Below are 22,444 nucleotides of genomic sequence, written 5' to 3'. Positions count from 1 at the left end.
TATTAAGATTCACATTCACAACTATTAAGCCATAAAAATACGCGGAAAGATAATAATGAACGGAATAATCCGTTCATTCCCAGCACCAACCACCTGTCCGAAAGAAGGTTCTACTTCAAAGTAAAAAAACCTAACCCTCAAAAAAAAAATACCCCAAATTGCGCTAGAAAGCACAATTTGGGGTATAAAATTAAGTGTATAAGATTACTTGTTGGATTTCTTGATATAATTCTCGATGGCCATAATCATAGAAGGCGCTTCCGGAGATGGAGCTGCAATGTCTACAATTAGGTTCGCATCCATAACCGCTTTATGCGTATTCAATCCGAATGCTGCAATACGGGTATTATTTTGTTTGAAGTCCGGGAAATTGGTGAAAAGCGACTGGATGCTCGAAGGGCTAAAAAAGCCAATCACATCATAGAAAACTTCAGCAAGATCAGAGAGATCAGACACCACAGTTCTGAAAAGTACTGCCGGAGTAAAATCATAACCATTTTTCTGCAAAAAGTTCATGGTATCTTCAGTTGCCATATCAGAGCAAGGGTATAGGAATTTATCGTTAGAGTGTTTTTTCAACACCTCCGCTAAGTCAGCAGCAGTTTGCTTACCAAAGAAGATTTTACGTTTCCTGTACTGAATATATTTTTGGAGGTACAAAGCGGTAGATTCTGAAATACAGAAATATTTCAGGTCAGCAGGAACATCATATCTCATTTCTTCACAAATCCGGAAGAAATGGTCTACTGCATTTCTGCTGGTAAACACTACTGCAGTATAATCACTCAAAGTGATTTTATCTTTTCTGAAATCTCTGGCTGGAATACCTTCAACATGAATGAATGATCTAAAATCAATTTTCAGGTTGTACTTCTTTGCCAAATCAAAATAAGGAGACTTCTCTGTTTCCGGTTTTGGTAAGGTGATCAGTATATTTTTCACTTTACGTAACCTATCTTCTGTCTTTTCTTGCATTTTACCTAATTACCGCTTTAAAATCCTATTGCCTTGATTAATATTAATATAGGGCAAATTTCGAGGGCACAAAAGTACAAAAACAAATAGACTTTAGAAAATCTATAATGAGATAAAATATTTATCCCTGCCCTAATAAACTGAAAAATAAAGATAATTGCGAGAAGTACAAAAGAAGCTACCACGTAGTAAGCTCCATACCTTAAAGGAGATAAGGCAAATGCAATTACCAAAGGGATGAAAACTAAAGAAAGATTAAAGTAACTTAAATATAATATGGAAACGTATTCATTTACGGCTTTTTGCACCTCAAACAGGTAGCCTAAAAGACGTAAAATGAGAATTTTCATCACGTATAAAACGATAATCAGGATAGAAATACTAGCATAAAACTGAAAACCACTGCTGGCAAAAGCGAGGTGATAATACTGGGAAACCAGGTAAAAAAACATTCCTAAAGTGAATCCAAACTGCACAAACAGCAGTAGAAAAGGCCATGAGGTAAACAAATTATCTTCCCTATTCAGGTTGTTAAGCACCCTATTACTAAAGAAGGACTGGACAATACTTTGCAATTGTTTTGAAAAATAAATTTTCAAAGCGGCAAAGATGGCGAGTAAAACGACTAGCACCCCCAGCACCCAGCGTTCTCCATGAGGCAATGGTTTACCAGAACGGTAGGCTGAAACTTTTCTGGCATCGCCTATCTCCTGATAGCGATTTAACAGGCTTGTACGTCCATGAGTATTTGCCTTAATGATGCTGTCTATAATGATGTTTTTATCAATCAGGGAATCCGGCAAAATCCAAGTATGTGTCATGATCGAATCGGTCACGAACTTTTGCCGGGCAAAATATGCCGCATCCTTCAATACCCGCTTCGGATAGGCAGTCCTTTGCTGCAAGGTATCCACAGCAATATCAGGAATCTGAGCATTCGCTTTTGAAAAGCCAGCCAAGCAAAAAAAGAAGAGCAACAGGATGATGCGATTTGAATTCATTGCTGCAAATTTAGCTTAAATATGCATGAGTTTCCCAACCGTTTTCAGATCCTGCTTAAAAGGAAAAGAAGAATCGAAAACGAGGGAATAAAATGTGCCCCAATTACAGGTTTTAAAGTGCTTATAAATTTCAAAAAATGAACCTAAGCTTATGTCTGGAAGAATCGGGGAAGTGTTCGGGAAGAATACCACCTTCGGATGGGGTTGGGATGGAGTTTGGTTGGTTATGGATACAGGAATCCCAACTAAATCCCAAACGAACTCTCCATCCCAACACCCTCTCAATCTGGACTTTTTTCAGAGAACATTCAGCCATTTTCCATCATTTCTTCAGAATAATTTCGAGATGGTTTCTTTATTTTTTCAGTGCCAATACCCCTTGAAAATAACTGCCGTCTTTTTGAAGTAAAACCGACTTATTTAGCCCCCATTTGGCATACCTTTTAGCCTGTTCCAGATCATTTTGCGCGAGCATCAAACGAGTCGCAATGGTCAGCATTTCATAACCGGAACCAGCGCTAACCACCTGTTTCATCCATTCGCAAAACAATCTTTTTTCTTCCGCATCCACCTTTGGGCCATTCAGATGGGAAGAAAGGTAAACCAGTTTATTCTCGTCATCATTTGCATTTTCCAGGGCGAACTGAAAAAAGGCCTTTGCATCCTTATGCAGATTCAAATAATAATGTTCTGCGGCATTCAATTTCACATTAGGCCAGTCTTTTAAGACGATCTTAGGTTGAACTTCCTTTAGAAAGCTGGCAAAACGTGCATCATCACGGCTTGTTCCGATCGCTTTCATCCCTTCTTTAATCACCACATTACGTTTTATCGCTATGAGTTCTTTACCAAAGGCCTGCTCCCATTGCGCATAATTTTCCAAAAAATATGAATTCCAATAGGGATTAATATGCTTCGTAAGGAGGAACGGCAGCGCATGCCCCTCTTTCATTACTTCTTTATTTTTGTCCATGTAAGCAGCTACCTCAATCGGATTCATAGATTTTCTGGCTTTGAACATTTCCGTATAAAAATCTGGATACAAGACGTTTAATTCAGGCGAAAAACCGGCCAAGACCAATCCATTTGCAGATTTATCCATGGCTTCAGACAGTAATTTCAGAAACTGATCCGCATCCTTATATCCCAAAAATCTGGAGATCAACTGTCCATCCCCGTTCAAAATTAAGAACGTAGGAAAGCCCGTCACCCCATATTTGATTTGTAGTTGTTTCCCAAGTTCTTCTGTCATGAAATTGATTTTTGCATTCACAAAGTTCTTCTCCATGAAAACTTTCACATTCTCTAAAGGGAATACCTCATCATCCATTTCTTTACAAGGGATACAGCCAATAAAATAGCTGTCGATCAGTACCAATTTTCCTTCTTTCTTTGCTTTTGAAAGCAAAGATTCCCAGCTACTAACTTTGATAAACTGGCTTTCCTGAGCATGTAGGCCAAATGAAACTGCCATCAGTAAGAGCAGAAAAATGCATTTAATAGATTTCATCATTTTTAATTTTTTATTTGACAAGAACGTCTTTAAACGACATCCCATTTTGAGTTGATTCTACGACAATATCAGTTCCTACTGGGGAACTCATTAATTTTGTCAATTGCTTTTTATCCTTCAAAAAAATCGCAGCAGCCAGCCCATTAATACTTTTCACCTTTGCCCCTGGCTTAAGACTCACTTTCATATTTTCCCCACTAGTGAGGCTCTGAACTTCCAGCACTCCATCGCTATTGAAGCCAAAAAGAAAACCTCCAATCGCAAAATCATGCGGATAATCATAGGTCCTATTGGGACTAAAATGGATTTCCTTCTTTTGCATATTGATGGTGAAATTATACCTACTGATTAACCGCAATCCGATAGATCCATCGAAGCCGGGATCCCAATTTTCATTGGCACCACCACCGGCCATTAGGGTAATCGGCATATCGTTTACAGCAGGCATATGCGAGAAAGAGAAAGCTGCAGCCTTTCCGCTAAAGGTTGGGGAGCTTACGCCCATACTGCTTGTACTACCATTATATTCGGCTTTAAAACCCGACACCAACAGTCTGTTCTTTTTCACAAATGGTCGGAAAGCAATCAACTGATACCCGGCACCAGAATCAAATACAAAATTTCCATTCACCGGTTTTGGGGCGGTAATGCTCAATATACCGGGAATGACGTACACCCCTGAAGGCATACTTACAGGCACTGAAGCCCCTACTTTTTCATATTGATAATCTCCATAATCATACAAAGAAAGTTCCTTTTGGTCAAAATCTACTTTCGTGATGTATCGTCGGGTAAATCCATTACCGATAATTCCATCCATTCCTTTATGCAGTTCATTAAAAAGGGCGATTTTCTGATCTCTAAATGCCAGGCTATCCAGGTAAACTACATTTCCTTGGGAAAAAGACATTTTAACATCTGCCCCCACTACTGAGGCATTTTGAGAGGTGGTTTCTTTTAAACCAATTTGTTCTGCCTTTTCCTTAAGCACCGCAATTCCATCGGCTCCGGTGTCAAACATCAACCGCAGGGGGAGCGGGTGGTTGTTAATTTTCACCTGGAGCACGATAAATCCATCATGGATTTCAAAGGGAATTTTGGCTTTTAATTTAGAGGACTGGTAACGGTTCATGCCATAGAGCTGATCAAAAAGATCCACATAGCATATCCGATAATTCTGATCGGCATAAAGACCGGTTTCTGTTTTCAACAGACCTTTGTCATAAAGTTTCAACTGCAATTTTTTGATGGTTCCCACCGTCTGTTCAGCAACCAGTGATACGGAATCACATTCATACCGACCGGCAATAATGTTTAAGACTTTGATGGCACTTTCATGAGTATACGCTGCTATAGAAAATTCCGTAGAGAGCTGAGACTTCACAGGCTCTGCATTGTTCTGAATAAACATGGTCTTTAAACCCGAAATGAGCACCGCAGCAGAGCGTTCTTGTGCAGGCGTAGGAAAAGCACTCAATAGAGAGAGGGCCAGGCCCAGCAGGCCCGATTGATATCTTTTATTCATTTGACAATTATTAAATCTGGGTCATTAAAAAAATGCCGGGCTGGTGATCAAAATAACACCATGCACCGGCATTTCTACTGGCTATCGGGGATAGCCACTGATTAACAATAGGGATACTATTTTGCTAATGTCTTTTCCAAAAGTGCTTTTAGCGCAGGATTTGATGGTCTAGGCGCATCAACAGTTACGATTTTACCTTCTCTATCGTAGACCATAAAACGTGGAATCCCTCTGATTTTATAATATTGAGCAAAATCGGCCCATCCGCCTGCAAATAAATGCGTACCTCCCAACTTTTCATCCTTGATCATCTGGATCCATTTTTCTTTATCTTCCAGCTCATCAAAAGACACACTTACCACAGAAAGATCTGTTCCTTTAAACTCCTCTTCCAGTTTTTTCAGGTAAGGAATCTCCGCTTTACAAGGTCCACACCAGGTTGCCCAAACATCAATCAAGACCACTTTTCCTTTTAGATCTCCCAATGAAATCACTTTCCCTTTATTGTCCGGATAGGAGAAATTATAGGCCATATCCCCTGGGTTCAATTGTGCCAGACCGGAAAGGATGTCCATATTTTTCACCTTCTGACTTTTAGTCACCACATATTTTTGGTAAGTATCATTTAATTCTTTGTAATCCTTGTAAACTTTAATTTTACTGGCAGCATCCAGGATCACATCTGCTTTCAGCGTATCATTAGCCACAAAAGAAATCAAGGTTTTGACCCCTTCCATCCCTCTTACATATTTAATTTTACCTTGATTCATATTTGCATTGATCATCCCTAAAAGAGTACGTTGCCCCCATGGATAGCGATAAATATTCCCGGTATATTTTGAAAATCTCAAGGCTTTCATCTCATCAAAATAAGGGCTGAATTCTTCACTTGAAGGATGGGCTCCGCGAGGGGTTTGCAGGAAGTTAGTTGCAAACATAGCCAGATCTAACTCCATGAAACTTTTCATTTGACGATCGAAATTCACATTTCCACTCGTTTTACCTACCATAAAGGTTTTAGACTTTTCCGCCACCTCTTCTAAAGTTGGAAAGAAATCCACAAAGCTGCTCATGAAAGTCACCGACTTAATTTCTACTGGCTTTAACACCTCATGCCATTGTGTCAACAATAGATTTTCTTTTGAATTTTGCTTTCCGGTTAATACATAGGTACTGTCTAAAAGAGAAAGTCCCAGCTGCTCTCCACCTTTAAAATAGAATTTGTAATTTCCTGATGGACTACCAGCAATTCCAGTCCCAATTACATAAAGGCCTTCATATTCCGGATAAAATATAAATCCAAATTTACCTGTATTTCCAGGCGTAGCAGAGGCAATTTCTACAGAACGGCCTTCGATGACTTTGAAAAGCTTTACCGGGCTAATGGTTTGTTTTTTCATTAAGCCGGTTACCTGTACTGGTAATTGCGCAAAGCTGCTTCCTAAAGGAAAAGCCAACAGGGCGGCAATGGCTAATTTTCTAATATTCATAGTTTATAATTAGGTGTTGTGTTTAAATAATTTTGAGGATTGGTTTAACGTTCACGATATGAAACACTCACAATTTTACCGAAGCCTGTATAGCTTTCTCCAAGTGTCAATGCTGCATTCAGGTTAGGAACGTTATATAATTCCATAGTACCGTTCTGATCAGCGGCCTGTGCAGGATTATAGGTACACAGCAACAATTGATCTTTTCTACTATCGTTATATGGTCTTAAAGATCCCTTTTGTGCAAACTTCTGGAATTTCATCAGAGAGATTTTTTCGGTGCCCTTATCCAGCATTAGTTTTGTGGTTTTCAAAGAGGTGTCATATTCGTAAACTTTGCTATCGATAGTATAAAAGAGGTAACCAAAGCCAGGATGAACTGCAAAATGCTCCGCATTGCTTATCTCAGAAACGGCTATTTCTTCAAAATAAGATTGAATGCCATTAGTAGGATTAAAACGGGCAAGAAATACTTTTCCTGCAGAATTCTTTAGAAGCGCAAAGACCTCCCCGCCATTGAAAGTTACCTGTTCCATGTAAAGTAAATCCATTCCCACATTATTGTAGTTAAATAATAGGTTAGTTGGATTGGCCATCGTGGAGGATGTATTTTCATTGTTGCCATGTCTTAAAAATCTTTTTTTATCGACATCGAACATAATTGCCACTGCATTAAGTGTAGATGGATCCTGAGCCACTGTGACGAATGGAGCTGCTTTAAAAGTATTGATCTCTCCTTTCACCAGGTTAATGGGAAGTCCATAACGAATAGATTGCGTACTTTGATAAAAATATACTTTGTTTCTGGCAAAAAGGTAGGAAGTCCCATAAGCTGAAGGCTCCTTAATTGCACTGAAAAAGTCTGCATGAAAATCATCAGGGACACTGGCTACAAACTCATACTTCAGGTTGAGAGTATTCTTCCATTTAAAGGTATTCTGATCCACACGATCTGTACTCTGATCGGTACTGACATACACCCCATATTCAGAAAAATTGTAAGCATAACAATACACATCTAATGGTTTCCCCCGCAGGCTTAATCCAGATTCTGCTACTTTTAAAACATCTGTAATATTCTTGTATTTGTCCTTAATTTTAGAGACCATGTCTAATCTGGCCTGACCGTTGACATCATTTAAAACCAGCCAGCCTTCATTCAGGGAAGTTTCCACCTTTAATTTAAAAACTGATCGATAAGAAACCCCTGTTCTTTTATCTTTCACTGCATAATGAACATTGTAATCTCCGGGAAGTAATCCGATAGATTGGTCCAGATTTCTAGTGTTGGCAATAACGAATTTGGTCGTTGCATTTGCCGTAGTCTCAATTTTGAAACCTATCCACTCGTAAGTATAGTCGTCTTCTTTCCCGCTTTCATCCCTTGTAAACTTTAACACTGGCTTAATTTGTAGTGTTTCACCTACCAATACAGTATATAAAGGCTCGATTCCTGAGAAATTTACTGCATTAATCTCCTGATACTCGTAATTACCAAGATCTTTGGTACAGGAGAAGGTCAGCAGCAATACTGCGAGCAATACTATTTGTTTCATTTTTTTATAACTTAAGCTCATTTGATTTAAATTTTAATAAGAAAACTATTGAACTGCCGGTCCCATTTTCATTTTCGATTTGTCTTCATCGTATATCGTCTCTCCTTTCGCTTCCAGCTCGTTCAGGTAGCGTTGCATAAAGGAGCCATAATAGATTAAATGACCAGGGTTGGTCAGCTTCCTATCGTCCAAAACACTCAGGTTCTTTATAGACATAACCTCCGCCATCAGGTATAATTTCTTCCTGCTAAAGGTACCTAGATAAGTATCCAGCCAGGCTTTAGGCTTTATTAGTAGATCTGTAACCTGGATCCGGTGACTGATGAAACTTAATTTTCTGCCTGTCGCCAAATCGATTACCTGATCTTGCATAGTCGTTTTGAAATGTTCATTACTTTTCAGGTTCAGAATTAGTTTAAAGGAATTGGTTTGCATATCCGTCGTCCGGATCAGTTTTACCTTTAACGTATCGGTAACCTGATTTGCAGGAATAGAAATTTTAGTATTTAAAATCTGGTAATGCTGATTACGCACTGCAGTAGAGCTTGTATCGATGCTCAGTTGATAACTCCGCTCGGTATTTAAGGGGGCACCTGAAATCCTGACCGGGATTAATATAGTAGAATCTGTCGTTGTCGCTGTAGTATAGCCAAAACTAACCACTGTACTATCCAGCAATGCTCCGTCTTTTTTAAGCGGCTCCACGGCCCGCAGAAAATAAATTCCTGTTGTGCCATCAAAATCCTTCAATCCTTTTTTGCAGGAGCTAAAAATGCTGCCGAACAGGAAGAGACTGAAGATCGCGTATATATATCTTTTCATGATGATCATTTTTAAACTAGCGTGGATTTAATTCTGATAATGGTAGTGGAAATACATAATTGCTGAGGTTCATTGTTAAGTTCCCCGAAGCAACAAGAGGATTAGGAATACTGGTGGCATTTTTACGTTTATAGTAAAACCATAGCTGGCCTTCTCCAAAAAACTCTTTTTGGTACTCTTTGAGCAACTCAGTATCAAAGTTTGCTGTCGGTAGCAGGTTGAGTAACCCGCGCTGGTTACGCACTTTATTCAGATATTCCACATTTTTTCCTGCTTCAGCTGCGATGTAATACACCTCACTCAAACGGATCAAAGGCATGGTCATCCTATAAACAAGTGCTTTATTATCGATATCAGCATACTTAAAAAATGTTTTGAAACTCTTTCCACCAATCCCCGTCATCATCCAGTTTGGATTATACCTGTAATCGTTCTCATTGTTTTCAAACAATGTCTTTAGGTTATTCTCTCCAGGAGCCAATATTTGAAGCGTCTGCTGATCGGCTGAAAAGAATGTTCTGTAATTGCTGTACATATCTATACTTTGCAAACCAAATAAGATTTCAGTAGAAAATACACGATCAGGATTTTGTTTATCAGACATGATATTTTTATTCTCAATCCAGGGAAACTTCTCCGAATTATTGATCACTACCTGAGCCGCTGCTGCTGCGGAAACCTGATCACCGCGGTATAAATAAACTCTGGCCTGCAATGCTTTTAATGCAAAATAATTCATTCGATAATTGCGAAATTGCAGGTAAGGCTGCTCTGCCACTTTCAGGACTCCCTGCTTCCTTACCGGATCTGCAGCCAATAGGGCTTCTGCCTTTTTCAGATCAAGAACGATCTTTTGCATTACTATATTTGCAGGAGAAATCTCATTTACGTTTGTACCTGCATCAGTATAATAAGGTATTGATGTTCTTAAAGAATCAACACTGCTGTATCTTGGTCCGTACATCCGCAGCAGATCAAATTGAAGAAAAGCCCTAAGACCGTACGCTTCCCCCCTAAAAATAGAATCCGCTTTTGCATCCAATACTCCCGGATAAGCGTCCAGGTTTTTAATAAACTTATTGACATTCAGCACATTTCTATACATATCCGTCCAGATTAAGTCAAGACTGGCTTTAACGACCTTATCCTCATAATTATAGGTTTGATATCGGGTATAGTTGTGTACGCTTGGTACATTATAGCGCTGGGCAAAAATTTCCAAATGAGCACTGGTCAGTGTCGCACCATATAATTTTGTTTTACCCATATCCAGGTAAACACCATTTATGGCATCAGAAATTCCCTCCAGACTGGAAAAAATTTGTTTTTCTGTAAACTTATCTTCTGGTTGTACATCCAGCCATTTACTGCAAGAGCTAAGCGCCATCATCAAGGCAAGGCCGGCAAATAAACAAGTATTTATAAGTGATTTTTTCATGATAAAAGATTAAAAACTGGCGTTTAGACTAAAAGAAACGGACCTTGCAAATGGATATTCAATTCCACGTTCTGCTTGTACGGAAGAAATGCGAAAGATATCATTCATATAGGCGTTTAATCTCAAGGAAGAAAGTCCGATGGTTTTCAGCCATTTATTATGCTGAAAATCATAACCAAAACTTACCGATTCTGCACTCAGCAGGTTTTCTTTTTGAACAAACCTGGATGACATTTGCGTTTTATCAGTCAGACTAATTCCCTTAAATTGCGCAATATCACCCGGATTTTGCCACCTGTTGTACAGTGCACGTTTGTCCTGGTTATTCGCCAATTCTTTGATGGAAATGTTCTCTACTTTGTTAAACAGGGCAGTATTAAAGATTTCACGACCTAGGATATACCTAAGTGTCATACCGAAAGTAAAACCTTTATAGCTCACATTATTGCTGAATACACCCTCAATTTTAGGCTGTTCGTTACCAACTTTTACAATATCATTGGCATCATAAACAAAAGTATATTCCCCACTTTTCTTACGGAAAATTTCCCTTCCTGAGGCCGGATCAATTCCCATAGAAGGCACTGCCCAAATGTCATTCGGACTGTACCCATCTTTGTATCGCATCAATAAATTGTTTCTCTGCTGATTCGCATTCAGTGAGGCCAACTGGTTGTTAAAGCCACTATATGTTCCTCTATATAAAGACGCCATATAACCTATGGTCCAGATGATTCTTTCAGTTGGTTTATAAATAGGCGAGTATTTTACTGTAGCCTCCAGCCCTTTTATATTTAATGAACCTGCATTGATTGGGAAAGAGCTGATTCCTGTAGATGAAGGTAAGTCTATCGCCACCACTAAAGGATCTGTCCTTTTCTGATAAATATTGGCATTGATACTAAACTTATTGTCGAACATCACGATATCTGTTCCCAGATTCGTTTGAACAGAGTTTTGCCACCTTAAGTTGGGATTCCCCAAGGCATTGATGTTCACTCCTTGTCCGTAGATGTTCACAAAAGAATCATGTCCATAAGTAGTCAAGGAAGAAGCAGAAGCAAAATTCTGATTACCAGTAACCCCACTGTTTAAGAACAGGCGAAAAATATTGATGAACTTAACTGCTTTCATAAACGTTTCATTGTGGAGGTTCCAGCCAATCCCTCCACTATAATAAGGGGAGTATTTTTTATTAGAACCGAAAGCCGTTGATCCGTCATATCTGTAGGAAATATCCGCCAGGTACCGACCTTTATAAGCATAGTTAGCAGAAGCGAGTATAGAATTGTTACGGGATTTCCCAATAATTGCAACTGGTCTGGAGTTTGGACTGTAGCTGAAGGCAAAACTTGGGTTTCCATTGCTGGAAGCCGGAAATCCAACCGCAGACATCGATAAATTTGTGTTGTCATTTTCTCTGATGTCTGCACGAAAATTTGCGGTTAAAGAGTGGGCATCTGCAAAAACCTTTCCATAGGTCAACACAACATTGGCATTATAGCTAAAGTTATCTATACGACTGTTCCTGTAAGACCCTTTTTCAAAGATACTGGCTTCGTCAAAGCTGGTGTGTAATGGAGAAAGGAATCTAATTCCTGTAGTAACTCCTTTTTGCAATTGTAAAGCCGCACGGAAAATCAATTCCTTACTCAAATCTGCATTCATCTGCAAATTGTTCTGAATGGCAAAGTTTGTAGTTCTGTTGATATTATTCAAACCTGCATTGTATAAAGGATTCTCTACCGGAAAACGCACACCCTGACGGTCTACACTTAGCTCCAGATAACGGTCATTACTTTTACGGTAATAAGGATTAGCATTTACAAAAGTTGAGAATGAACCATAAGGAGATTCATTAGATTCATAGCCATTGATATAAATCTGATTAGAAATATTCAGTTTTCCCTTACGATAACTAAGGTCTACGTTTCCTGCCCAGTCTTCTCTTCCTGAACCTTTCATAGTACCATTGTGCTTCTTGTAAGTCACACCTACTCCATAACGAAAAGCGTTATCTCCACCATCTGCATAAATAGAATGCCTTTGAGAAAATCCGGTTCTTACCGGCTCTCTTAACCAATACGTATCTACACCTCTTTGTACTTCTGCCAGGCGGCTATTGTACAGAGAATCCTGATAGAGCTGTGAAAGTGGATTCGAATCAAAACTTTTGTCCACATTGTACCTACCTGAAAGTCTTTCAAATTCTAATTTTTCCTTTGCGTTCATCATGTTATAGCCACTCAGGTCTGGAAGTTCCACACTTAAATCGGTCGTATAGTTTAAACGCATTTGTCCGGGGCGGGGCTTCACGGTTTCAATCACCACTACTCCATTTGAGGCTTTTGAGCCATACATCGCGGTGGATGCAGCATCTTTCAAAATTACAACAGAGGCGATCCTATTCATATTCAAATCCACAATCGTTCTTAAAGTAGTTTCAAAACCATCCAAAATGAATAGGGGCTGATTTGGATCAGCAGCAAACTGGTCTTGCAGAGAGGACGAGATACTCGTTTTTCCGCGTACCTCAATATTTGGCAACACGTTAGGATTGGAACCAAAACGATTATTTTCCAGTTGCACAAAAGAAGGGTCTAGGGCTCTTAATCCCTGAATGATATTCTGGTTTCCTACAGCTTTCAATTGCTCGCCAGTAAAAGTAGCGGTCGCCCCAGTAAAGGTGTTTTTGTTACGGGTAATCCCGGTTCCGGTGATCACCACATCTTTCATGTTGTTCTCCGCAACCTCCAGTTTAACGATCAATGGCTGCTGGTTGGGCTTCAACTGTATTTCTCTGGTTTTATAACCCATGTAAGAAATGAGGATGGTTTCGTTTTCCGAAGGGAGGATAATTTTAAAATCCCCATCTTTATTACTGACAGTAGCACCGATGCCATTTCCCTTAATACGGATAGAGGCACCTGGAATCGGGAGTCCGTTTTCATCCAACACCGTTCCTGACACTACTGCAGGTTTTGGGGCTACAGGTTTTGGCATAGCAAATTGCACGACAATTGTTTTCTCTTCTATACGGTAAGTGAGGGGTTGATTGGCAAAACAATGCGCCAGGACTTCTGCTACAGAAGCATTTTTAACATCAATGGTAACTGGTTTCGCTCCTGCCAGCATCTTTGCATTATAAAAAAAGTCATAACCGCTTTGTTTTCTTATCTTTTTGATAATCTGTTCCATCGGAACAGCATTTTCTTTGAGTGTAATCTGGGCATAGCTGGTTGCACTAACCTGTAGGATTACAGTGATCAACAGTATAAAAGTAAGTTTCAATTTCAATAAAATATTGGCACAAATACGACTGGGATCGCCGCATTTCGATGTCCTATAAAAATTCATACATTTGTTTAGTTTGGGTTTAGGATCCAATGTTTAGTTTCAGAAAATTTTACAGCCTTTCCCAGACAAAACACTCCAAAAGAGTAAAGGCCAGGGGCGTTGCGACCGCTCCTGGCTCTTGTTTTGAGGATAAAAGCCTTAAGAGAAAGTAAAGGTTTAAGGCATTACAGTAATCCTCCTTCCCTCAATCTTAAAATGTACAGTTCCGGTAAGTTCCATAATCCGTAATGCTTGTGTGATGCTTTTATTTCTGGATACTGATCCGGTAAAAATCATCTTTTCCATTTCCGGCGGACAAGTCACTTCCACATCATACCATCTGGAGATTTTATCCAGGATACTTCCCAGTTCTTCATTGTTAAATACGAAAGCATTATTTTTCCAGGCGATGGCATCTTCGGTAGTCACTTCCAAGACTTTATATGACTGGTTTTGCAAAACCGCCTGTTCTCCGGGACGAAGTACAGCTTCAGCATTTCCCTGTTGAAGTTTCACCCTTACTTTTCCTGCCAAAAGGGTCGTTTTTTCCAATTTATCTTCTGCATATGCACTGATGTTAAAATGCGTACCCAGCACTTCTACCACCTGACGGTTGGACGCGACTTTGAATGGTCTGTTTTGATCATGGCTAACTTCAAAATAAGCCTCTCCATTTAATTCTACCTTACGTTCATTAAGACTAAAGGCAGCAGGATATTTTAAGGAAGAAGCCGCATTTAGCCAAACCCTACTCCCATCAGGTAAGTTCACCTGATATTGACCTCCTCTTGGCGTAGTAATGGTATTATGTGCGCTGGCTAATTTCTGATCTCCGGTAGCTGCTGCGCTTTCCGAAATGCTGTAAACAAGTTGTCCGTCTTTGGTTTTGGTAATGACAATCCCAGACTGATTTGCCAGCTGCCCATTTTCAGCATCATTCAGCGAAATTTTTGAACCGTCGGCCAAGGTTAAAACAGCATTGTTCCCCCCAGGAACAATTTGTGCTGTTTCTCCTTTAAAGACCGTCCTACCTATATTTGGTTTCGTTTTTAAAAGGATAATTCCTGCGGTCAAACAAAGTACAATCGAAGCAGCAATAGCAACAGAGGACCATAACCGGCGTACTTTTTTCTGAGCCACTGATTTTTGGGCATCATGAACGGGCAACGTTGCCCATACCTGAGTTTTAGCTTGCCTAATTTCCTCCATGCTCAATTGCATAGCCGCTACTTCCGTATCCTCCAGATACCAGCTTTCCAACAAGGCCAATTCTGTCTCATTGCATCCGCCATTGCGATACTTATTCAGTAGTTCTTTTGCTTCTTTATTTTGCATAGTTTAAAAAGGAATATCTCCCCTTTTAAACTATAGACGGAAAGCAAATGCTTATGGGGTAGAGAAAATTGATAATTATTTAAAAAATTCAGATCATAGAGAGAGCACGAGCATCATTCCCAGCCTTACCCTCAGTATTTTCAAGGCATTTTTAACCTGGGTACGAACGGTCTGCTCAGAGAGATTCAATTGGACTGCGATCTCTTTATGGCTCATTTCATGCTTCCTACTCAGTTCAAATATCTCTCTCATTTTTGGAGGAAGATCCTTGATGCCTTTTTCAATCAATGCAGCAAGCTGTCGTTCCCTTACCTGATGGTCTGTGACGCAATAACCATGGCTCATAAAATATTGCAGGGAACTGATATATTTCGTTTCTACCTGCTGGTGAGCAATCACATCCATAACCCTGTTACGCACCGCAGTATAGAGGTAAGCCGCTAAACTCGACTTAATCTGTAACTCAGCCCTTTTGTTCCAGATTGTTGCAAAAAGCTCATGAAGCAAATCCTGGGCCTCTTCCTTATCGCGCAAACGGTTGTAAGCATGGAGGTAAAGTTCCTCAAAATAACGATTGTAAACTACGGTATACGCTGCTGCATTCCCCTGTTTCAACAGTGAAATCAATTCAACATCAGAAAGTGCCGTATCAGCTAACATTGCCCCCGCTAGTAATTTGAAACCAAACAAACGATATCTTTAGGCTGTACAGTATCCATGCAATCTTTTCTAAACGACCGCAGCTCGATTCTTGCCTAATAAAATTTCGTGAAGTTCAAAAGTACCATTAAATACGTAAACACCAAAGCTTTAAAAACAGCTTTCTCAGAATTTTATAATGTATAAATTATCAGGATGGATGATAAAAAAGCAAAAAAATGAGCTAAATCTTGTACCAATTAAATCCTAACTTTAAGGACGCTAAGGGATATCAAAAGACCTTAGCGATAAATCAGTAATATTTGAGAAGTATTATTTTAATCAGAACGAGCTCATGCAGCACAAGGAAATAGAAACTTTTTGCCCTGAGAACCAGGAAGAATGGAGAAATTGGTTAAAGGAAAATCATCATTCAAGCCAGTCCATTTGGCTTATTCAATATAAACAAAAATCAACCAAACATAGTGTTTCCTGGAGCGATTCTGTAGATGAAGCACTTTGCTTTGGCTGGATTGACAGTACTCGAAAAACGATCGACGAAGAGCGTTTTATACAATTCTTCACTAAGCGAAAACCAACCAGCAATTGGTCGAAAATTAACAAAGCTAAAGTCGAACGCTTAATCGCTGAAGGATTGATGGCTGAAGCGGGACTAAAAAGTATTGAAATCGCAAAGAAAAATGGTTCATGGACTAACCTGGATGAAGTAGAGGAATTGATCATCCCGAAAGATCTGGAGGAAGCATTCAGGTCGCTGCCAGATTCAGCGGATTATTTCAACAGCCTGAGGAAATCTGTTAAAAAGATGATACTATATTGGATTCTGAGCGCCAAACGACCAGAAACCAGAAAAAAAAGAATTGATGAGGTAGCGGAACATGCTGCCCAAAAACTGAGGCCTAAACAGTTTAGATAAAGGAAAAAGGATATCTTATTTTTATAGCTTACTTTTGCCAGATGTCCGGCATTTACATCCATATTCCATTTTGCAAAAAGGCCTGCACTTATTGCGACTTCCATTTTAGCACCACCTTAAAATACGTTGATGAGATGACTGATGCAATTTGCACAGAAATCATTAAAAAAAAAGATAGGGTTAACGACCATCAGGTTGGCAGTATTTACTTTGGCGGAGGCACACCATCCGTACTCCCAACCGCAGCATTCGAGAAGATTTTCAATACGCTGACCAAACATTTTTCAATTGCTTCAGATGCGGAAATCACCATTGAAGCCAACCCAGATGATCTTGATGCAAAGAAAATCAAGGACTTAAGACAATTACCTGTCAACAGATTCAGTATAGGCATCCAGTCTTTTTTTGAAGAAGATCTGATCTGGATGAACCGTGCACACAATGCGCAGGAAGCGGAAGATTGTATCAAAAGAAGTCAGGATGCCGGTTTTGAAAATCTAAGTATTGATCTGATTTATGGCTATCCCCTACTGACCAATCAAAAATGGCTAAGTAACATCAATAAAGCAATAGAATTTCAAACCCCACATATCTCTGCTTATTCTTTAACGGTAGAACCAAGAACCGCACTTGCCAGTGCCATCAAAAGAGGTAAACAAACACCGATAAATGATGAACAAAGCGCAGAACAGTTTCTGATGCTGATTGATAAACTCAAAGATGGCGGTTTTGAACACTATGAAATTTCTAACTTTAGCAAACCTGGCCAATACGCAGTACACAATACCAATTACTGGCGTGGCATTCCTTACATAGGTATCGGCCCATCCGCACACGGATTTGATGGCCATACCCGTTACCTGAACATCGCTAACAATGCAGCTTATTTAGCGGAAATCAGAGAAGGACATTTACCGGAAACCATAGAGACCTTAGATCTGTACGACCGCTTTAATGAATACATCATGACTTCCTTGCGTACCATGTGGGGAACAAGTCTGGATAAAATAACCGCAGATTTTGGTCAGATTTTCCGAGAGGATACGCTGAAAAGCATCAACCCTTTTATCGAAAGGAAATGGTTGATCAATGAAAAAGATCATTTAACTTTAACCTTAGATGGTAAATTATTTGCTGATCATATTGCCTCAGAATTATTCTTAATTCCTGATGACCACCGGTAAACCAGTTTAAAATAAAAATACTGCTACAATAGCATTTTAGAAATGAAAGATAAAGTGATATGGATCACCGGAGCCTCATCCGGCATAGGAGAAGCATTGGTTTATGCTTATAGTAATCTGGGCGCTAAACTGATCATTTCTTCCCGTAACCGGGATGAATTGTTCCGTGTAAAAGGCAATTGCAAAAACAAGATGCATGTCCATGTATTGTCGCTGGACCTGGAAAACACAGGCGCATTGGCAGAAAAAGCAACAGAAGCGATTCGAATTTTTGGAAAGATTGATCTCTTGATCAATAGTGGAGGAATTAGTCAGCGTGGACTAGCGTTGGAAACAGAGCTGGCTGTAGAACAACGACTGATGAACGTCAATTTCTGGGGTACAGTTGCTTTAACCAAAGCTGTTTTGCCAATGATGATCGAAAATGGTGCTGGTCAGATCGTTTGCATCAGTAGTCTGGTGGGTAAGTTTGGTACTAAACTTCGCTCTGCTTATTCGGCTTCTAAACATGCATTACATGGCTATTTCGACTCCTTAAGATCCGAAGTATATGATAAAGGCATTCAAATTACGATCGTTTGCCCGGGTTTCATCAAAACCAATGTAACCTTAAATGCCTTAACGCCCTCCGGCAGTCCACAAGGAACAATGGATGAAGCACAGGAGACAGGAATGCTACCCGAAACCTGCGCAGAATTGATTGTAAAAGCAATTGACCTAGGAAAAGAAGAAGTTTACATCGGGGGTAAAGAGGTTAAAGGCGTTTGGTTAAAAAGGTTCTTTCCACTAAAATTCTCCAAATACATCAGAACTGCAAAGGTTACTTAATTGATTTTGCTTGTTGCATGTTTCCATATCACAATATGGAATTTCCAGAATTGGAAAATTAAAGGCCTACTGATTAAACTGGCCTTTAATTTTTGGATTGATTTTTGACCCATTGAAAACTCAAAAAATCAGCTATGAATTTTATCATCACTCTCTTAGTCAACGCCGGTATTTTACTGGGTATGACTTATGTTCTACCTACTGTAAGAATTAAAAATTACGGTACTGCAATTGTGGTTGCCTTAGTGATTGGCCTCTTAAACGCAACTTTAGGTTGGGTATTAAGGGTTCCATTGAATATCGTTACCTTAGGTTTCCTATCCTTTTTTGTTCATTTAGTTGTGACTGCTGTAATGATCAAATTAGCAGACAAGTTATTTGACGATTTCGAAATCACAGGATTTGTCCCGGCAATCATCATCGCTTTAGTGATGGCTATCGTTGGAATGATCCTATAACACAAACAGAAGTTTTAAAAACAGACGCAAACGTTTGCGCAATATTTTTTAATCGACTAAAAAACATTCGGTTATAAAACAAAGACACATAAAAAAAGCGGTCTTTCGAATTAGTATTCGAAAGACCGCTTTTGCTTTTTATTGTAGGATGATTACTTGATTGGTTTGATCCAATAAGAGTATTCATGTGCCGCGAAAGGAACTCTATATTCGCTTAATGGCATAGAACCCCAGCTGTCAATTCCTTGTAAACCACTTTGAATCAGATCAAGATGCATATAGATGCGATCTTTCTTTATCAATTCACCTGAATGGTACTGCTTCTTATTCACTTCAGGATCCAGGTCATCTACACTGTAAGGCAGTGCAGAGAAGCTCAATAGGCTATCTGCCATACCGAAGCTCAATCCTTTTCCTTTTTTATCCTTGAAATTCACCCAGCGTACTTCCGTTTTATTTCCACTTTCTTGTGGACGTGCATAAGGGAAGTATTGCTCATCTAAAGTTTGGTTGTATAGGCCAACGAAAGAAGCCGTTTTACGATCGGAATAGTTTTCGCCTGGTCCACGACCATAATAATTGATTTTATTCAACCCTGCGTTTAATTGTAAATCATTACCGATACGCAACATCAAAGGATACTTCCCTTTATTTGCTTTAAAACGGTTGTTTACTTTTAAAATTCCGTCAGGTCTGATCGTAATCGTTTGCTCAACGGTAGCATCGCCATTCACTACATCTTTCCTAAATACCACCCTTACTTCTCCTGAAGCTGCAGTCGTTACTTCCGTAGCGCTTGCTTTAGCTTCATCATAGGCAGTTCTCCATTTTCTAAGGCTACTATTGAAACCAGCACCAATGTCGTTATCTGTTGGTGCACGCCAGAAACCTGGCTTAGGGCCTTCAGCTAACAACTGTTCGCCTTTTACAGCATAACCAGTCATCAGTCCTTTATCAAGATCCAACTCTACTGTAAAGTCCTTTCCTTTCACAAGCGTTTTAGCACCTGCTTTCTCTACCGTAAGTTTACCAGCTGCTGCTGATGGATTGACAGCGTGTGCCGTACCATTCCAGGCAAATTGTTCCGTAGCAATCGCATAACCCAAAGGAAGGAAAGGTTCTGCTGTTTTTAAGTTGTAATATATATTCAGGAAATATTCTGATCCAGTTTTTGCTTTAGTTTTGATTGGCAAGCTCAGATCATTCTCTGTTCTTGGCGCTATGCTCAATACGTTTTGGCTTCCTTTCTCAACGATCTTACCGTTCTCCAACAACTCCCAGTTTAACTTCACATTCTCCAAACCTTTGAAGAAGTAGGAATTGTTGATACTGATCGTGTTATTACCATTGTATTTGGTTTTGATATATTGATATACCTTTTTCACCTCTACTGCCATTGGTGTCATGCCACGATGATTGGTGACCACACCTTTTACACTAAAGTTGTTATCGCTAAAGTTTTCATTTACCGGTCCGCTTAAAGGGAAATCACCACCGTAGGCATCAATACGTTTACCATTTTTTACGGTATCAATTGCCTGATCAATCCATTCCCAGATGTATCCACCTTGTAAATTCGGCTGACTTTCAATCACATCCCAGTATTCTTTAAAGTTACCCAAACTGTTTCCCATAATGTGTGCAAACTCACTCATGATCAAAGCACGGTCCGGATTGCTGTTCGCATAGCTTTTCAACCAGTTTGGATCAGGATACTGAGGAACAATCATATCAGTATTAAAATCTTCTTCTGCACGTTCGTATTGTACCGGACGACCATCATTCGCTTTCAACCAATCGTAACCCTCATAGAAGTTTCTACCGTTACCCGCTTCGTTACCTAAAGACCAGGTGATCACTGAAGAATGGTTTTTATCGCGTTCGTACATTCTTTTGATACGCTCTAAATGTGGCATTCTCCACTCTTTATCATTTCCAAGCGTATAAGCAAGGTCATAATAACGTCCATGAGATTCAATATTTGCTTCGTCAATAACATATAATCCATATTCATCGCAAAGTTCCATCCAGTAAGGATCTGGTGGGTAATGAGAATGTCTTACCGAATTCACATTCAGTTTCTTCATCATTTCCATATCCTTTAACATATCTGCTTTAGTTAAGGTATGCCCTTGTGTAGCGTTGTGCTCATGACGATTTACCCCTTTAAAGAACACCCTTTTTCCATTTACCAGGAAGTTGTTATTCAGCAGTTCTACCGTACGGAAACCGATTCTTTGTGGAATCACTTCCAGGACTTCTCCTTTTTTGTTTTTAAGCGTGATGAATAAGGTGTAAAGGTTTGGCGTCTCAGCAGTCCATGCTGCAACATTTGGGATTTCCGTCTGCAGCTTTACATTTGCTTTATAGTTTCCAATTACCTTGTTGATTCCTTTAGTTTCTTCCGTATAAACTATTTTCCCTTTCGGATCTACCAGTTCTAAAGCTACAGAGAAGGTATCTGGTGTGCTGTGAAGCGTTCCTTTTTCGATCTTGTAGTTATTGATCTCTGCATCAAAAGATAATAATCCGTTTTTAAAGGTTTTATCTAAAGTAGCAATCGTTTTGAAGTCTCTCACATCTACTTTCGGGGTAGAATATAAATAAACATCACGCTCTATACCAGAGATTCTCCACATGTCCTGACATTCCAGGTAACTGCCGTCACTCCAACGGTAAACTTGCAGTGCAACCAGGTTTTCTCCTTTTTTAAGGTATTTGGTGATGTCGAATTCCGCAGCAAGCTTACTATCCTCGCTATAACCAACTTTCTTACCATTCACCCAGATGTAAAAAGCCGATTTTACGGCACCAAGGTGGATAAAAGTCTGACGGCCATCCCAGTTCTCCGGAAGTATAAACTTCTTTCTATAAGAACCAACAGGATTATTGTCTTCTGGAATGTCGAATGGAGGATTCATTCGCTCTCCCATTAATTTACGACCGGCAAATTCATAAGGATGATTTACATAGATTGGCAAACCATAGCCATTGGTTTCCCAATTGGCCGGAACTTTAAAATTATCCCATTTGCTATCATCGAAAGTGGTCTTAAAAAATTCTTGTGGACGTTGGCGCGGGTCTTGAACCCAATTAAATTTCCATTGTCCATTTAAGGTTAAGAAGTAATTTGATTTCTCCTTTTCACGCTTTGCAGCCAATGCCTTGCTTTCATATGCAAATGCCGAAGCACGCATAGGCATCCTGTTTACAGAAACTACCTCTGGAGTTTGCAACTCGGTTGGTAATTGCTGGCTCATTACTGCCGAAGAGGCCAATAATAAGGATAGTGTGGTAAAAATTGTTTTCATTTATGTGTTTAGATTGTATTGCTAAATCGAACCTAACCATATTCTAGCAAATAATGCCCTAAATGGGTAGCGCAAACGTTTGACTGGTTTTAGATC

General features: G+C 39.5%; 16 protein-coding genes. 4 read left to right on the top strand and 12 right to left on the bottom strand.

Going from position 1 to position 22,444, the window contains the following annotated elements:
* Positions 1 to 204 precede the first annotated feature (204 nt).
* The 11 genes from R2Q94_RS14915 to R2Q94_RS14865 form a co-directional block, all read right to left on the bottom strand.
* Positions 205 to 975, bottom strand: coding sequence for a uroporphyrinogen-III synthase (locus tag R2Q94_RS14915; RefSeq protein ID WP_316822265.1), 771 nt, complete (start codon positions 973 to 975; stop codon positions 205 to 207).
* A 17-nt stretch (positions 976 to 992) separates the two neighbouring features.
* Complete coding sequence (locus R2Q94_RS14910; protein WP_316822264.1) at positions 993 to 1,976, bottom strand: DUF4271 domain-containing protein; 984 nt, start codon at positions 1,974 to 1,976, stop codon at positions 993 to 995.
* A gap of 355 nt (positions 1,977 to 2,331) precedes the next feature.
* Positions 2,332 to 3,489 (bottom strand): thioredoxin family protein, encoded by a 1,158-nt coding sequence (locus R2Q94_RS14905; protein WP_316822263.1) that lies wholly within the window; start codon positions 3,487 to 3,489, stop codon positions 2,332 to 2,334.
* A 10-nt stretch (positions 3,490 to 3,499) separates the two neighbouring features.
* Positions 3,500 to 5,014 (bottom strand): retropepsin-like aspartic protease, encoded by a 1,515-nt coding sequence (locus R2Q94_RS14900; RefSeq protein ID WP_316822262.1) that lies wholly within the window; start codon positions 5,012 to 5,014, stop codon positions 3,500 to 3,502.
* Between the two features lie 116 nt (positions 5,015 to 5,130).
* Complete coding sequence (locus R2Q94_RS14895) at positions 5,131 to 6,504, bottom strand: TlpA disulfide reductase family protein (RefSeq protein ID WP_316822261.1); 1,374 nt, start codon at positions 6,502 to 6,504, stop codon at positions 5,131 to 5,133.
* A gap of 44 nt (positions 6,505 to 6,548) precedes the next feature.
* Complete coding sequence (locus R2Q94_RS14890) at positions 6,549 to 8,060, bottom strand: PKD-like family lipoprotein (protein ID WP_316822260.1); 1,512 nt, start codon at positions 8,058 to 8,060, stop codon at positions 6,549 to 6,551.
* Between the two features lie 45 nt (positions 8,061 to 8,105).
* Positions 8,106 to 8,882 carry a DUF4843 domain-containing protein gene (locus tag R2Q94_RS14885; protein ID WP_316822259.1) on the bottom strand — a complete coding sequence of 259 codons (777 nt, stop codon included), beginning with the start codon at positions 8,880 to 8,882 and terminating at the stop codon, positions 8,106 to 8,108.
* A 16-nt stretch (positions 8,883 to 8,898) separates the two neighbouring features.
* On the bottom strand, positions 8,899 to 10,320 hold the full coding sequence (locus R2Q94_RS14880) for a RagB/SusD family nutrient uptake outer membrane protein (protein WP_316822258.1): 1,422 nt from the start codon (positions 10,318 to 10,320) through the stop codon (positions 8,899 to 8,901).
* Positions 10,321 to 10,329: 9 nt separating this feature from the next.
* On the bottom strand, positions 10,330 to 13,677 hold the full coding sequence (locus R2Q94_RS14875) for a SusC/RagA family TonB-linked outer membrane protein (RefSeq protein ID WP_316822257.1): 3,348 nt from the start codon (positions 13,675 to 13,677) through the stop codon (positions 10,330 to 10,332).
* A gap of 156 nt (positions 13,678 to 13,833) precedes the next feature.
* Positions 13,834 to 14,991: a FecR family protein gene (locus tag R2Q94_RS14870; RefSeq protein WP_316822256.1), complete on the bottom strand. Its 1,158-nt coding sequence runs from the start codon at positions 14,989 to 14,991 to the stop codon at positions 13,834 to 13,836.
* Between the two features lie 93 nt (positions 14,992 to 15,084).
* Positions 15,085 to 15,651 (bottom strand): RNA polymerase sigma-70 factor, encoded by a 567-nt coding sequence (locus tag R2Q94_RS14865; protein ID WP_316822255.1) that lies wholly within the window; start codon positions 15,649 to 15,651, stop codon positions 15,085 to 15,087.
* Between the two features lie 334 nt (positions 15,652 to 15,985).
* Between R2Q94_RS14865 and R2Q94_RS14860 the strand changes: the two genes are divergently transcribed.
* The 4 genes from R2Q94_RS14860 to R2Q94_RS14845 all read left to right on the top strand — a co-directional run bounded on the left by R2Q94_RS14860 (position 15,986) and on the right by R2Q94_RS14845 (position 19,037).
* On the top strand, positions 15,986 to 16,567 hold the full coding sequence (locus R2Q94_RS14860; RefSeq protein WP_316822254.1) for a YdeI/OmpD-associated family protein: 582 nt from the start codon (positions 15,986 to 15,988) through the stop codon (positions 16,565 to 16,567).
* A gap of 41 nt (positions 16,568 to 16,608) precedes the next feature.
* Positions 16,609 to 17,751, top strand: coding sequence for a radical SAM family heme chaperone HemW (gene hemW / locus R2Q94_RS14855; RefSeq protein ID WP_316822253.1), 1,143 nt, complete (start codon positions 16,609 to 16,611; stop codon positions 17,749 to 17,751).
* A 42-nt stretch (positions 17,752 to 17,793) separates the two neighbouring features.
* A complete protein-coding gene (locus R2Q94_RS14850) occupies positions 17,794 to 18,579 on the top strand; it encodes an SDR family oxidoreductase (RefSeq protein WP_316822252.1) in 786 nt (261 codons plus the stop codon).
* Between the two features lie 134 nt (positions 18,580 to 18,713).
* On the top strand, positions 18,714 to 19,037 hold the full coding sequence (locus tag R2Q94_RS14845) for a phage holin family protein (protein ID WP_316822251.1): 324 nt from the start codon (positions 18,714 to 18,716) through the stop codon (positions 19,035 to 19,037).
* Between the two features lie 152 nt (positions 19,038 to 19,189).
* Here R2Q94_RS14845 and R2Q94_RS14840 read toward each other — a convergent pair whose 3' ends face one another.
* Positions 19,190 to 22,348, bottom strand: a complete 3,159-nt coding sequence (locus R2Q94_RS14840) for a glycoside hydrolase family 2 TIM barrel-domain containing protein (RefSeq protein WP_316822250.1) — start codon at positions 22,346 to 22,348, stop codon at positions 19,190 to 19,192.
* Between the last annotated feature and the right edge of the window lie 96 nt (positions 22,349 to 22,444).

The sequence above is a fragment of the Pedobacter gandavensis genome (assembly GCF_032678465.1).
GTDB classification, from domain to species: domain Bacteria; phylum Bacteroidota; class Bacteroidia; order Sphingobacteriales; family Sphingobacteriaceae; genus Pedobacter; species Pedobacter gandavensis_B.
This window is presented reverse-complemented; position numbering and strand designations above follow the sequence as displayed.

Coding starts and splice junctions, on each gene's coding strand:
- R2Q94_RS14915 (WP_316822265.1), bottom strand. CDS start 975: ATGCAAGAAAAGACAGAAGATAGGTTACGTAAAGTGAAAAATATACTG.
- R2Q94_RS14910 (WP_316822264.1), bottom strand. CDS start 1,976: ATGAATTCAAATCGCATCATCCTGTTGCTCTTCTTTTTTTGCTTGGCT.
- R2Q94_RS14905 (WP_316822263.1), bottom strand. CDS start 3,489: ATGATGAAATCTATTAAATGCATTTTTCTGCTCTTACTGATGGCAGTT.
- R2Q94_RS14900 (WP_316822262.1), bottom strand. CDS start 5,014: ATGAATAAAAGATATCAATCGGGCCTGCTGGGCCTGGCCCTCTCTCTA.
- R2Q94_RS14895 (WP_316822261.1), bottom strand. CDS start 6,504: ATGAATATTAGAAAATTAGCCATTGCCGCCCTGTTGGCTTTTCCTTTA.
- R2Q94_RS14890 (WP_316822260.1), bottom strand. CDS start 8,060: ATGAAACAAATAGTATTGCTCGCAGTATTGCTGCTGACCTTCTCCTGT.
- R2Q94_RS14885 (WP_316822259.1), bottom strand. CDS start 8,882: ATGAAAAGATATATATACGCGATCTTCAGTCTCTTCCTGTTCGGCAGC.
- R2Q94_RS14880 (WP_316822258.1), bottom strand. CDS start 10,320: ATGAAAAAATCACTTATAAATACTTGTTTATTTGCCGGCCTTGCCTTG.
- R2Q94_RS14875 (WP_316822257.1), bottom strand. CDS start 13,677: ATGAATTTTTATAGGACATCGAAATGCGGCGATCCCAGTCGTATTTGT.
- R2Q94_RS14870 (WP_316822256.1), bottom strand. CDS start 14,991: ATGCAAAATAAAGAAGCAAAAGAACTACTGAATAAGTATCGCAATGGC.
- R2Q94_RS14865 (WP_316822255.1), bottom strand. CDS start 15,651: ATGTTAGCTGATACGGCACTTTCTGATGTTGAATTGATTTCACTGTTG.
- R2Q94_RS14860 (WP_316822254.1), top strand. CDS start 15,986: ATGCAGCACAAGGAAATAGAAACTTTTTGCCCTGAGAACCAGGAAGAA.
- hemW (WP_316822253.1), top strand. CDS start 16,609: ATGTCCGGCATTTACATCCATATTCCATTTTGCAAAAAGGCCTGCACT.
- R2Q94_RS14850 (WP_316822252.1), top strand. CDS start 17,794: ATGAAAGATAAAGTGATATGGATCACCGGAGCCTCATCCGGCATAGGA.
- R2Q94_RS14845 (WP_316822251.1), top strand. CDS start 18,714: ATGAATTTTATCATCACTCTCTTAGTCAACGCCGGTATTTTACTGGGT.
- R2Q94_RS14840 (WP_316822250.1), bottom strand. CDS start 22,348: ATGAAAACAATTTTTACCACACTATCCTTATTATTGGCCTCTTCGGCA.